Annotated in this window: 12 protein-coding genes and 1 tRNA gene; 5 read left to right on the plus strand and 8 right to left on the minus strand. The window is 62.4% G+C overall.

The genetic code is table 11. The annotated features are described in order from the left end of the window. The first annotated feature begins 277 nt into the window (after positions 1-277). Positions 278-1,111, plus strand: a complete 834-nt coding sequence (locus ACA027_RS16915; RefSeq protein WP_370679362.1) for a M48 family metallopeptidase — start codon at positions 278-280, stop codon at positions 1,109-1,111. Between the two features lie 124 nt (positions 1,112-1,235). Then, the gene (locus ACA027_RS16920) at positions 1,236-1,961 is read left to right on the plus strand and encodes a haloacid dehalogenase type II (protein WP_370679363.1); all 726 of its coding nucleotides are present in this window, start codon (positions 1,236-1,238) and stop codon (positions 1,959-1,961) included. A gap of 295 nt (positions 1,962-2,256) precedes the next feature. On the opposite strand, the gene ACA027_RS16925 is transcribed toward ACA027_RS16920, so the two are convergent. From ACA027_RS16925 to ACA027_RS16960, 8 genes are all read right to left on the minus strand, one after another. Then, on the minus strand, positions 2,257-2,946 hold the full coding sequence (locus tag ACA027_RS16925) for a TetR/AcrR family transcriptional regulator (RefSeq protein ID WP_370679364.1): 690 nt from the start codon (positions 2,944-2,946) through the stop codon (positions 2,257-2,259). Positions 2,947-3,145: 199 nt separating this feature from the next. Continuing rightward, entirely contained in the window at positions 3,146-3,841 is a 696-nt protein-coding gene (locus ACA027_RS16930; protein ID WP_370679365.1) for a hypothetical protein, read from the minus strand. Positions 3,842-4,176: 335 nt separating this feature from the next. Then, on the minus strand, positions 4,177-4,869 hold the full coding sequence (gene urtE / locus ACA027_RS16935) for an urea ABC transporter ATP-binding subunit UrtE (protein ID WP_370679366.1): 693 nt from the start codon (positions 4,867-4,869) through the stop codon (positions 4,177-4,179). Between the two features lie 128 nt (positions 4,870-4,997). Beyond that, positions 4,998-5,885, minus strand: coding sequence for an urea ABC transporter ATP-binding protein UrtD (gene urtD, locus ACA027_RS16940; RefSeq protein ID WP_370679367.1), 888 nt, complete (start codon positions 5,883-5,885; stop codon positions 4,998-5,000). Beyond that, the gene (urtC, locus tag ACA027_RS16945; protein ID WP_370679368.1) at positions 5,875-7,020 is read right to left on the minus strand and encodes an urea ABC transporter permease subunit UrtC; all 1,146 of its coding nucleotides are present in this window, start codon (positions 7,018-7,020) and stop codon (positions 5,875-5,877) included. The genes urtD and urtC overlap by 11 nt, the downstream gene beginning before the upstream one ends. Positions 7,021-7,307: 287 nt before the next feature. Next, positions 7,308-8,849 (minus strand): urea ABC transporter permease subunit UrtB, encoded by a 1,542-nt coding sequence (gene urtB, locus ACA027_RS16950; protein WP_370682615.1) that lies wholly within the window; start codon positions 8,847-8,849, stop codon positions 7,308-7,310. A 196-nt stretch (positions 8,850-9,045) separates the two neighbouring features. After that, entirely contained in the window at positions 9,046-10,311 is a 1,266-nt protein-coding gene (gene urtA / locus ACA027_RS16955) for an urea ABC transporter substrate-binding protein (RefSeq protein WP_370679369.1), read from the minus strand. Between the two features lie 166 nt (positions 10,312-10,477). Next, positions 10,478-11,011, minus strand: coding sequence for a gamma-glutamylcyclotransferase (locus tag ACA027_RS16960; protein WP_370679370.1), 534 nt, complete (start codon positions 11,009-11,011; stop codon positions 10,478-10,480). A 159-nt stretch (positions 11,012-11,170) separates the two neighbouring features. On the opposite strand from ACA027_RS16960, the gene ACA027_RS16965 reads away from it, so the two are divergent. The 3 genes from ACA027_RS16965 (at position 11,171) to ACA027_RS16975 (ending at position 12,144) form a co-directional block, all read left to right on the plus strand. Beyond that, positions 11,171-11,530 (plus strand): antibiotic biosynthesis monooxygenase, encoded by a 360-nt coding sequence (locus tag ACA027_RS16965; protein WP_370679371.1) that lies wholly within the window; start codon positions 11,171-11,173, stop codon positions 11,528-11,530. A 92-nt stretch (positions 11,531-11,622) separates the two neighbouring features. Further along, positions 11,623-11,712 (plus strand) — tRNA-Ser (locus tag ACA027_RS16970). A 153-nt stretch (positions 11,713-11,865) separates the two neighbouring features. After that, complete coding sequence (locus ACA027_RS16975) at positions 11,866-12,144, plus strand: hypothetical protein (protein ID WP_370679372.1); 279 nt, start codon at positions 11,866-11,868, stop codon at positions 12,142-12,144. Positions 12,145-12,193 lie beyond the last annotated feature (49 nt).

Genomic DNA, 12,193 nt, shown 5'->3' on the forward strand with positions numbered 1-12,193 from the left:
CTGCGCCCTGGCCGGCATTGCAACTTGCCCGAGATCCATGCCCGGCTCTGCCCTATGCCATACCGCGATCCTGGCGGCAGAAGCATTTTCTACCGTCCGTCGTAAAAACGTATCAATATGTAAATTCTACAAAAACATTCCCCACCAGGCCTTGATGCAGCACAAGATTTTTTTGCCCGCTTGTGTGCAGGCCCGATGGCCCTCCGCCATGCAACGGCTTGTTGATTGCCTCGGCCTGTGCTTGAATGCGCACATTTTTTCAGCAACGTAAGAAAATATGATGACATGGGGAGGGCTGCTGCGACTGGGCAGTGCACTGATCGTCGCCGCACTGCTGCAAGGCTGCGCCAACACCACCAACACCGGCGCCATCGGCTTGCAGCGCAGCCAGTTGCTGCTGGTGTCCAGCGAAGCCGTCAACTCCCAGGCAGCCAAGGGCTTTCAGCAGCTGACCAGCGATGCCCGCTCCAAGAAGCTGCTCAACACCGACCAGGCCATGACCCAGCGGGTGCGCAAAATCGGCCAGGACCTGATCGCCCATGTGGCCGTATTCCGCCCTGACGCCCAGAACTGGGCCTGGGAGATCAATGTTTTCGAGTCGGACGAGATCAACGCCTTCTGCGCTCCCGGGGGCAAGATCGGGGTCTACACCGGCATTGTGCGCAAGCTGCAACTCAGCGATGACGAGCTGGCCGCCGTCATGGGCCATGAAATCGCCCATGCCCTGCGTGAGCACTCGCGCGAAAAAGTCTCGCAGCAAGTCCTATCGAATGTGCTCACCGCCACCGTGTCGGCCGCCGCTGGCATAGACAGCAGCTTGCTGGATGCGGGCTCCAATCTGCTGGTGCACCTGCCCAACTCCCGCGCCATGGAGCTGGAGTCCGATGTCATCGGCCTGGAACTCATGGCCCGCGCCGGCTACAACCCAGCGAACGCGTCCTCGACCTGGAAGAAGATGCAGCGGCTGAGCGGAGGCCAGCAAGGCGCGGGCTTTCTCAGCACCCACCCCGCCAACAACGACCGCATCACCACGCTGGAGGCCTATGTCCCCACCGTGCTGCCACTCTACGAAGCAGCGCTGCGCGCCAGGCCCCCAAGCCGCAAGCATTGAAAAGGTCTTGCGCCCCATGCGTAGGCGCACCGCAAGGAGGTTCAACACGTGCGCAGTAGCATGGGGCTGCGCATGCTGTCACCGGGGCCAGCCCCCATAGCCGCCCAATGCAGGCCTGCACACCATGGGCGGCACCATGCATGTATTTCTCCCTCGCATTCTGGCCTTCGATATTTTTGGCACCGTGGTGGACTGGCACGGCAGCATCGTGCGCGAGATGCAACGCTATTACCCGCAAGTGCCCGCCGCCGACTTTGCCCGCGCCTGGCGCGCGGGCTACCAGCCGGCCATGGAACAGGTGCGCAGCGGGGCCCGGGGCTGGGCACGCCTGGATACCCTGCACCGCCAGATACTGGACAGCATCCTGCCCCAGTTCGGTCTGGGTCATCTGGACGAGGAGCAGCGCCAGCAGCTCAACCGGGTCTGGCAGCGGCTGGCCCCCTGGGGCGATGCTGTGGCCGGCCTCAGCGAGCTCAAGCAGCACTTCACCATCTGCACGCTGTCCAACGGCAACCTCGGCCTGCTGACGGCCATGGCCAAGCATGCGGGCCTGCCCTGGGACTGCATTCTGAGCGCCGAGGTTTTCAGAGCCTACAAGCCCAGCCCCTCGGTCTACCTGGGCGTGGCCGACATCTTTGGCGTGGAGCCCAGTGAAGTGATGCTGGTGGCCGCCCACCACAACGACCTGGCAGCCGCGCGCGGCTGCGGCCTGCAGACCGCGTATATCGAGCGCCCGCTGGAGTTTGGTGCCGACCAACCCAAGGACGTCTCTGCCCAAGCCGGCAATGGCTGGCATGCGCGCAATCTGCTGGATCTGTCACGGCAGCTGCAAACCACCAGGACGGTTTGATTGCGCAGGCCGCTGCCTTAGAGCGTGTTCACGATCTCCTCGCGACGCGCCAGTGTCTTTGCGGGATGGGATACAAGGCGCGATACCGCAGCAATAGCCGCGCTATTGCGAGGATTCGCAACACAGCAGACCGCCCGCAAAGCCACTGGCCCGAAGGGTTGGAGCGAAATCGGGCGATTTCTTCGCGCTGGCGCTTGCTTGCACCCCGGTGCAAGCTGCGCCCCATCACTTCGAACTCATCCCGATTGCGCTCCAACGCGCCTGCGTAGAGATCGTGAACACGCTCTTAGCCTACCTAGGCTTTTGCAATACCCTGGCTCAAGGGGCAGGCCTGCGCCTCGGTCTGCGTGCTGTCCGCCGTGGGGCGCAGCAGATGCAGCAGCATGGCCTTGTGCCGTGGGCGCAGGGCCTCGATGTCCTCGGCACTCAGTGGATTGCCGCTGGCCAGAATCATGAACAGGCTGTGCAGCAAAGGCGTCATCAGCAGACTCCAGTCCAGCAGCTTGGAGTTGCAAGGCAGCAGACCTTGTTCAATGCCGTGGCGAATCAATCGCTCGTGGTTTTTTTCCGTCTGCTGGATGACCTGCTGGTACCACTGCTTGATGGCTGGCGGCAGGCGTGGGCTTTCGGCGAGCAGCAAGCGCAATGTAGGCAAGACACCGGGAAGGGCCAGCCGCCCCAGCGAATGCTCGACAAAGGCATCCACCAACGCTTCCAGGGTTTGCACTTCTTCGGGCCACCAGCGGAAGTTTTCATCCAGCGAATGCTCCAAAAGCCTTTCCAGCAGCGATTGCAGCAGCGCTTCCTTGGAGGCGAAATGGGCATACAGCCCGCCTTTGGAAAGGCCGGCGGCCTTCGCAATATCGTCCATGCGCGCAGCCGTATAGCCGCAGCGTGCGAACTCAGACAAGGCGGCATTCAGTATCTGGCAGATACGAAGTTCCGCAGGAAGGCGCTGCCGCAAGGCAGGGGAAGGAGCAGACATGGCAATGGGGCAGCAGTCAATTTTGGCTGCCATTCAATCACAACTTGCGTGCTTCCCACTGACTCCGCAGCAATACAGGCCTGGGCATGGCTGCGGGTGGCACCACCAACAGCATAGGCAGCGCTGATGCGACGCCCTCCACGGCCCCGTAGCAGTACAGCGGTGCAGCCGCCGCGGCCGGGCTGCTGTGGTGAGCGGTCTACCTGCCTGACTCTTGCTGCACTGGTTGGCGCAAATGGAAAACCACCATGGCCTGGGCCAGCAGCAATGCCAGATAGCCCAGGGTTTCCATCAGCTCCTCCAGCACCATCACCTGCGTGCCATACCAGTCCTCCAGGCGTACAAAGCCATGCCCTTCCGCATTGGTGGCAAGCACCATGTACGCCACAAACTGCCCCAAGGCAAACAGCGGCAGGGCCCGCTCACGCGCCAGGCGCAGCAACACCTCACTCCACACCCGGTAATGCAGCCACCAATAGGCCGCAAGAAGCCCCATGGCAGCCAGCACATAGGGCACAGCGGGGCGATACCAGAGATGCTTGGAACTCCAGGACGGCCCCCACTCGGTCATCATTTCCGGCGGTACAAACACAGCCCCCCAGGCGAGCTCTCGCCCCAGAAATGCGATCCAGAACAGTGCGGCAATGGCCAGCAAGGCCTTGCTACTCGGCGTACGCAATTCGCGAACGGCCGCCATGGCGGCCAGGCCACCGGCCAGCAAAATGAAATTCTGTGCGCCTTCCAGTGGACCGCTTTCCCACGCCGTCCACTGCGGCATCAAATCCATCAAGGGGAAAGCACAGAACGCCCCCAGAAGAATCAAGAAATTCCACCACATGAAGTGAGGGGCTCGGCCATGGGCGTCTGCCCCTGCGGCTTCGAAAATTGTCGTCATAAAAACCTGTTGGGAACCCAGGCAGGCCTGCAGTCTTGCTGCCATGCCTCGCCCATCACAGGCGGCCTTGTGTGGCTGTAGCGCTCGGCCCCAGCACAGCAAGACCGCCAAAGCAGTTTGCGGTTTTGCATTCTATTAAAAACCGACCAGTCGGTTTTTAATAGACCTACGCCATGCCACAGCTTGTGGAGGCTATGTCGTTCTTTTGAACATCAAGCAGCCACAAATACCCCATTGCACGGGGTTGCGGTCAGGTGCTTTTGCCGAGCCGAAAAGCAGGCCGTGTCGCAAAAACTCAGGCCTGCAACATGGGCACCGGCCGAAATGGCTTGCCACTACACCGCCACCAGGGATCTGATCTCGTCGGCAATATCCGGCTGAAACCGGGCCGCGTAGCGGACCGCTCCACGCTCCATCACCACCACGTGATCGGCCAGCTCCAGGGCAAAGTCCACATACTGCTCGCACAGCAGCACGGCTAGGCCGCGCTCCTTGGCCAGCATGCGGATCACCCGGCCTATGTCTTTGATGATGCTGGGCTGTATGCCCTCGGTGGGCTCGTCCAGAATCAGTAGTTGGGGCCCGGGTGCCAGCGCACGGGCAATGGCCAGCTGCTGCTGCTGGCCGCCCGAGAGGTCACCGCCGCGCCGCTGCAGCATCTCCTGCAGCACGGGAAACAGCTGGAACAGGTCTTGGGGAATGGGCGTGCGCCCGCTGCGATAGGCCAGGCCCATGCGCAGATTGTCTTGCACCGTCAGCCGCCCGAAGATCTCCCGCCCCTGGGGCACATAGCCTATGCCGGAGCGGGCGCGCTCATAGGGCGTGTGCCCCTGTATGGCCTGCCCCTGCCAGCGGATGCTGCCGCTGCGCAGCGGCAACTGGCCCATCAGGCTTTTGAGCAGCGTGGTCTTGCCCACGCCGTTGCGCCCCAGCAGCACCGTGACCTGGCCGGCCTTGGCCGTCAGGCTGACATCGCGCAGTATGTGGGAGCCGCCGTAGTACTGCTGCAGATTGCGAACTTCAAGCATATGGCACTGCCCATTCCTTTGGCGCTGGAGCGCCTTGAAAATTCATAGCATCTCTTGCTTTGAAAAAGCCAGACCCCAATGGTTTTCACCCTGAGTCGACGGCTGCAAGCGCATTGATAGCTCATTTTTTAGCGACCAAGGTACACCTCGATCACGCGCGCATCGGCCTGTACCTGGGCCAGAGTCCCCTCGGCCAGCACCCGCCCCTCACACAGCACGGTGACCTGCTCGCTGATGGCCTGGACAAAGCCCATGTCGTGCTCCACCACCATCAGCGAATGCTTGCCCTTGAGCGACAGAAACAGCTCGGCCGTGCGCGCGGTTTCCGCATCGCTCATGCCTGCCACGGGTTCGTCCAGCAGCAAGAGCCTTGGCTCTTGCACCAGCAGCATGCCAATCTCCAGCCACTGCTTTTGCCCGTGGGACAGCTCGCCGGCCTGGCGCTGCAGGCTGCCTGCCAGGTGGATGGTGTGCAGCACCTCGGCCAGCCGGTCACTGTCCGCGCTGTCCAGGCGAAAGAACAGGCTGGGCCACACCGCGCGGTCTTGGCCCTTGTGCGTTTTCAGCGCCAGCTCCAGGTTCTCGAACACCGTCAGCTGCTCGAACACCGTGGGCTTCTGGAACTTGCGGCCAATACCCAGCTGGGCAATTTCAGGCTCGTTGTGGCGCAGCAGGTCGATGGTGGAGCCGAAAAACACCGAGCCGCTGTCCGGCCGGGTCTTGCCGGTGATGATGTCCATCAGCGTAGTCTTGCCCGCACCATTCGGGCCGATGATGCAGCGCAGCTCACCCGGGGCAATGTCCAGACTCAGGCCGTTGATGGCCTTGAAGCCGTCAAAGCTCACATGCACATCATCCAGATACAGGATCCGGCCATGCGTGGTGTCCAGCTCGCCCGGCGTGGCAAGGCGGCCATAGCCAGCGGCCCGCCCACCGGATTCTGTCTGTAGCGCGGCTTCGCGCTGGGCATGTGCCAGCACACGGCGTGCGCCCTCGTCCATCAAATCAGGCGTCATGCGGCGCCTCCTTCCTGGCTCGCAGCCTGCCGTGCAACCTGGTGTGCAATTGGCGCACCAGGCCGGCCAGCCCCTGCGGCAGCCACAGCGTCACCGCCACAAACAGCGCGCCCAGAAAATACAGCCAGACCTCGGGTGCCACCACGGTGAGCCAGCTCTTGGCCCCATTCACCAACACGGCGCCCGCCACCGGCCCCACCAGCGTGGCACGCCCCCCCACCGCGGCCCAGACCGCTATTTCGATGGAACTGGCCGTCGACATCTCGCCCGGGTTGATGATGCCCACCTGGGGCACATACAGCGCCCCGGCCACGCCACACATCATGGCGCTGAGCACCCAGATGCTGAGCTTGTAGGGCAGCGGCGCATAGCCCGAAAACATGAGCCGTGTTTCCGCATCGCGCAGGGCCTGCAGCACACGGCCAAACTTGCTGGCCACCAGCCAGCGCGCCAGCAGATAAAAGCCCAGCAAGGTGCAGCCCGTGATCACAAACAGCAGCATGCGCATCTGCGGCGTGGCCAGCGGATAGCCCAGGATGCGCTTGAAATCGGTAAAGCCGTTGTTGCCACCAAAGCCCGTCTCATTGCGGAAAAACAGCAGCATGGCGGCATAGGTCAGCGCCTGGGTGATGATGGAAAAATACACCCCCTGGATGCGCGAGCGAAAGGCGAACCAGCCAAAGATAAAGGCCACCAGCCCCGGCACGGCCAACACCAGCACCACCGTGGCGGCAAAGCTGTCCGACAGCTGCCAGAACCAGGGCAACGCCTGCCAGTCCAGAAACACCATGAACTCCGGCAGCGCGCTGCCGGTCTGGCGCATCAAATACATGCCCATGACATAGCCACCCAGCGCAAAAAACAGGCCATGGCCCAGGCTGAGAATGCCGCTATAGCCCCAGATCAAATCCATGGCCAGGGCGCAGATTGCGTAGCACATGATCTTGCCCAGCAGGCCCACGGCATAGTCGGACAGATGCAGTGCACTGCTGGGAGGCACCCACAGATTGAGCACCGGCGCCAGCGCGCACACCGCCAGCAAAGCCAGCACAAAAGCCGACCAACCCGCACGCGACAGCAACGGCTTGCGCCGCGGCAGTTGCAGCCGCGGCACCGAAGCAGAAAGAGTGCTCACATACATCTCAACCCTCCATCACACGCATACAAAGGCACAGGTGCACAGCGCTGGATAAAGCGCGCTTCCGCCAGGAACACCGCGCAAAAGCCTAGGCCGGCCGCACCGGTGCGCCCCCTGGGGGAAAGCGCCGCAGGCGACTCAGGGGCTCCGGCACAACACCCCGCTCCGCTTGAAACCACGACGCACAAAACTGGCACAGCTCAGACCAGAGACACCGCGCAAGGGCCGCCCCGAAGCGCCGGTGTCGTCCCCTGGGGGAAGGCGCCGCAGGCGACTCAGGGGGGTCATGCTCTGCCTTTCAAAGCAAACAAGCCCTGCGGCCGCTTCTGGATAAAGACGATGATCAGCACCAGCACCGCGATCTTGGCCAGCACCGCTCCGGTCCAGCCTTCGAGGAATTTGTTCAGCACGCCCAGGCCCAGGGCGGCATAGACCGTGCCTGCCAGCTGGCCCACACCACCCAGCACCACCACCATGAAGGCGTCGACGATGTAGCTCTTGCCCAGGTCCGGCCCCACATTGCCCACCTGGCTCAAGGCGCAGCCGGCCAAGCCAGCAATACCGCTGCCCAGGGCAAAGGCCAGGGTGTCCACCCTGGCCGTGTTCACCCCCGTGCAGGCTGCCATGGCACGGTTTTGCGTCACACCGCGCACAAAAAGGCCCAGGCGGGTGCGGGCAATCAACCAGGCCACGCCCGCCAGCACGGCCAGGGCAAACAGCACAATCACCACACGGTTCAGCGGCAGCATGAGATTGGGCAACAGTTGCCAGCCCCCACTCATCCACGCCGGGTTTTCCACGCCCACGTTCTGCGCGCCAAACAACGAGCGCACCAGCTGCATCAGCACCAGGCTGATGCCCCAGGTGGCCAGCAGCGTCTCCAGCGGGCGGCCATACAAAAAGCGCAACACACCGCGCTCCATCACCGCCCCCACCAGGGCTGCCGTCAAAAAAGCCATGGGGGCCGCCACCAGCAAATAGCCGTCAAAACCGCCCGGCAAGTAGCTGCGAAACAGGGACTGCACCACATAGGTGACATAGGCGCCCACCATCATCAGCTCGCCATGGGCCATGTTGATGACCCCCATCAGCCCATAGGTGATGGCCAGGCCCAAGGCCACCAGCAGCAAGATGCTGCCCAGGCTGATGCCGGAAAACACCACGCCCAGACGCTCGCCCCAGGCCAGGCGGTCATCCACCTCGGCCAGCGCGCGCGTCAGCGCCTTGCCCACCTTGTCGTCGCCCTCCTCGGCCAGACGCTCGCTCAGCAGCCGCCGGGTGGCCGGCGTGGCCGCACGCGCCAACTGGGCTGCGGCGGCCATGCGCTGGCCGGCATCGCTGCTGCCCAGCAGGGCTGCAGCACGGGCCTGCTGCAGCGCGGCTTGCACGGCAGCATCGCTTTCCTGGGCCAGCGCCTGCTCCAGCAGCGGCAGGCGCTCGGGCGTAGCATCTTGCTGCAAGGCCTGGGCTGCGGCCAGGCGCTTGGCGGCTTCGGCATGGCGCAGATCCAGCGCAGCCAGGGCGGTGTCGATCTCGCTGCGTATTCGGTTGTTGCTCACCACAGCCTCGGCATCCGCAGGCATCAGCACGGCCTGGCCGGTGACGGGGTCTACCGCCTGCTTGCCCTGCACCATCCAGGCCCTGCCCTGGGCCAGCACCACCGTATCGTCGGCCAGAGCCCGCAAAAAATCTGCCGTGCGCGCATCGGGCGCCAGCACGGCGGCCTGCAAGGCGGCGATGCGGCTGTCGCTGCCTCCGGCCGCCATGGCCTGCGCCTGCTCGGCCGTCAAGGCCTGGGCGGGGGCCGACAGCAGCCCAGCCAGCATGACAGCGCCCAGCAGGAGGCTGTGCAGGCGCAAGCGCAAGCGCAGCATTCGCCACAATTTCCACATGCAGAAATTCTTCCAAAATAAGAGCATGGTGTGCGCTCTGTATCAGCGTTTTAAGGCGTTTTGATCAAAACATTTTTCGAAAGCGCCGGCCGCCCACCAGAACGGCCAGAGCTCTCTCAGGCACAGGGGGTTACTTTTTCTCGGGCTCGTCTTTTTTCTTGTCGTTGCCGGCAATCAAAGGGCTCCAGGGCTGGGCCTTGATGGGGCCTTTGCTCTTCCACACGACGTTGAACTGGCCATCGGCCTTGATCTCGCCGATGAACACGCTTTTGTGCAGGTGGTGGTTTTTGGCATCCATCTGGCTGGTGATGCCACTGGGGGCCTGAAAGGTCTGGCCCGCCATGGCGGCAATCACCTGGTCGACCTGGGTGGTCTTGGCCTTTTCCACGGCCTGCTTCCACATGTTCACGCCGATGTAAGTGGCCTCCATGGGGTCATTGGTCAGCGGCTTTTCCTTGTGGCCGGGAATGTTCTTGGCCTTGGCATAGGCGCTCCACTTCTGGATGAAGGCCTGGTTTTCCGGGCTCTTGATCGACTGAAAGTAATTCCAGGCCGCCAGATGGCCTACCAGGGGCTTGGTGTCCACACCGCGCAGCTCTTCCTCGCCCACACTGAAGGCCACCACCGGAACATCCCTGGCCTTGAGACCGGCATTGCCCAGCTCCTTGTAGAAGGGCACGTTGGAATCGCCGTTGATGGTGGACACCACCGCCGTTTTGCCGCCCTGGCTGAACTTTTGGATGTCGGCCACGATGGTTTGGTAGTCGCTGTGGCCAAAGGGCGTGTATTTTTCGTCGATGTCGCCGTCCTTCACGCCCTTAGCTTTGAGGTAGGCGCGCAGGATTTTGTTGGTGGTGCGCGGGTAGACATAGTCGGTGCCCAGCAGCACCCAGCGCTTGGCACCACCGCCGTCCTTGCCCATCAGATAGTCCACGGCGGGAATGGCCTGCTGATTGGGCGCGGCGCCGGTGTAGAACACGTTTTTGGAGAGTTCTTCCCCCTCATACTGCACGGGGTAGAACAACAGGCCGTTGAGCTCTTCCACCACCGGCAATACCGACTTGCGCGACACGCTGGTCCAGCAGCCAAAGATCACGGCCACCTTGTCCTTGCTCAGCAGCTGGCGGCTGCGTTCGGCAAACAGCGGCCAGTCGGAGGCCGGGTCGACCACCACGGGCTCCAGCTTTTTTCCCAGCACGCCGCCCTTGGCGTTGATCTCGTCAATCGCCATCAACACCGTGTCTTTGAGCACGGTTTCCGAAATCGCCATCGTGCCCGAGAGGCTGTGCAGCACGCCCACCTTGATGGTGTCGGCAGCCTGGGCGGACAGGCCAAAGAATCCAAAGCCGGCAAGGGCCGCCGCTGCGGCCAGGGTTGTGAAACGACGCGGGTGCATGAAAACCTCCAAGGCTGGTCTATCGCCCGCCGCAGCGCGACGGGTTCAGCATCTCCTTGCAAGTCGCGTGCCACTTCTTTGCACTGCAGGTACACGCAATAGACAGCTCACGCTTTTGGTTCCATCCACAGTCAGCCGCGCACCAGATCCAGGCGGCCTTGCACCATCAACCCGAGGCCTGCACGGTGTTGAGCTGAAACACCATGCCCGGATGCGCTCCTTTGCTGCGCATCCACGCCCTCCAGTCACTGGCCGCAATCACCGGTGCCTGGCGCACAGTGGCGGGCCTGGCCTCGTAAACCAGCAAGGCCATGGGCTGCTGGCCACCCTGCAGCTGCATCACCGGCAGGGTCAGCACACGTTTACGGTACTCGCCCAGGTCCTGGGGCCACAGGCCTTCTATGCCATCCATGGCCTGCTCCAGTGCATCGTCCATGGGATAGACCTCGGCCAGCACGGCCTGCTCTCCGTGCAGCACCAGGCCCGGATACCAGCCCAGGTCATACAAAGTCCCCGTCAGCAGGGTCTTGCCCTGGCAGGCGATACCGGGCCTGAGCTTGGCGATGTCGTTGATGCAGCCCGCGCGCAAAGTGCCATACACCGCCACATGGGCGGCGCCGCAAGCGCGCCACACCGGCTGCGCATGATGGACAACGCCTGGTTCATCCAAAGGGAGCGATATATCTGCAGACTTCGTCATGAGGCTTCATCCATTCCAGTGGCACACAGCGCAGGCACACGCAAAAAACACACCCATCCAGTCTGCAAGCCGTTTCTGGATGAGAACAGACACTCTTTTTTACGGAGCACGGCCCTCCGACGCCTATGCTTTGCCTTTCCGCCACTCGCCATTCCCGCCATGCTCCCGCTGTTTGCACAAACACCCCCACCGCCCTATTACGCGGCCATCTTCACCTCGCAACGCACGGTAGGGGAGCGGGGCTATAACGACATGGCCAACCACATGGCCGCACTCGCCAGCCAACAGCCCGGCTACCTGGGCGCTGAGAGCACACGCGATACCGACGGCTTTGGCATCACCGTGTCGTATTGGGAGAGCGAAGCCGCCATTCAGCAATGGAAGCGCAACGCCGAACACCAGGTCGCCCAGCACAAAGGGCATCGCATCTGGTATCAGCACTTTGAGCTGCGCATCGCCAAGGTCGAGCGCGCCTACGGCATGGGGCACGAGCCCAGGGCCATCGCAGCCAGCAGCTAAGAACATGTTGATGGTCCCTACGCCCCCATGTGGGCGCACGGTTGGCGCCCAAGCGCAAAACCCCGATGCGCTTGTGTAGAATCGCAGCTTCCGGAGGTTTGGGTGAGTGGTTTAAACCAGCAGTCTTGAAAACTGCCGAAGGAGTGATCCTTCCGTGAGTTCGAATCTCACAGCCTCCGCCAGCACACTAGGAAACAAGCGCCTTTCAGGCGCTTTTTCTTTCCTACCCATCAATCTACCCATCATTGATGAAGGTGCTTAAATTGCCAGAAATTCACACCTCATCATCCGTCTGGTAAACACCATCACCGCATCGAGCGCTGTAGCATTTGCGCATGACAGATGCTCTTCCTGATGAAGCAGAACTACGCCTCCTTGCAGCCAAAGAAGAAGGCCGCCGGGACTATCACAGAATGCGCGGCGAGTTCCGCCCGCCTTATCCGTTTGGCACCAGAGAGTACAACGCGTACGAGAACGAGTGGAAGCAGGCGCTGAAGCGCGCAAGCTCGGCGTACGGCTGCTGGACTGCTGATCAATATTGGTGCCCAGAACCTCCGGAGCCGACACTCTACAAGGCCCCAAAGGAGAATGAGTACGCGCGGCGTAAGGGCTGATTTTCATTAGCGTGCGGGTTTATCTGCCCCATCTGTAAAACGAAAAAAA

Source organism: Comamonas sp. GB3 AK4-5 (genome assembly GCF_041320665.1).
In the GTDB taxonomy this organism is placed as follows: domain Bacteria; phylum Pseudomonadota; class Gammaproteobacteria; order Burkholderiales; family Burkholderiaceae_C; genus Comamonas.

Excerpts from the sequence above, each read along its gene's own strand:
- ACA027_RS16915 (WP_370679362.1), top strand. The coding sequence starts at position 278 with ATGATGACATGGGGAGGGCTGCTGCGACTGGGCAGTGCACTGATCGTC.
- ACA027_RS16920 (WP_370679363.1), top strand. The coding sequence starts at position 1,236 with ATGGGCGGCACCATGCATGTATTTCTCCCTCGCATTCTGGCCTTCGAT.
- ACA027_RS16925 (WP_370679364.1), bottom strand. The coding sequence starts at position 2,946 with ATGTCTGCTCCTTCCCCTGCCTTGCGGCAGCGCCTTCCTGCGGAACTT.
- ACA027_RS16930 (WP_370679365.1), bottom strand. The coding sequence starts at position 3,841 with ATGACGACAATTTTCGAAGCCGCAGGGGCAGACGCCCATGGCCGAGCC.
- urtE (WP_370679366.1), bottom strand. The coding sequence starts at position 4,869 with ATGCTTGAAGTTCGCAATCTGCAGCAGTACTACGGCGGCTCCCACATA.
- urtD (WP_370679367.1), bottom strand. The coding sequence starts at position 5,885 with ATGACGCCTGATTTGATGGACGAGGGCGCACGCCGTGTGCTGGCACAT.
- urtB (WP_370682615.1), bottom strand. The coding sequence starts at position 8,849 with ATGCTGGCTGGGCTGCTGTCGGCCCCCGCCCAGGCCTTGACGGCCGAG.
- urtA (WP_370679369.1), bottom strand. The coding sequence starts at position 10,311 with ATGCACCCGCGTCGTTTCACAACCCTGGCCGCAGCGGCGGCCCTTGCC.
- ACA027_RS16960 (WP_370679370.1), bottom strand. The coding sequence starts at position 11,011 with ATGACGAAGTCTGCAGATATATCGCTCCCTTTGGATGAACCAGGCGTT.
- ACA027_RS16965 (WP_370679371.1), top strand. The coding sequence starts at position 11,171 with ATGCTCCCGCTGTTTGCACAAACACCCCCACCGCCCTATTACGCGGCC.
- ACA027_RS16975 (WP_370679372.1), top strand. The coding sequence starts at position 11,866 with ATGACAGATGCTCTTCCTGATGAAGCAGAACTACGCCTCCTTGCAGCC.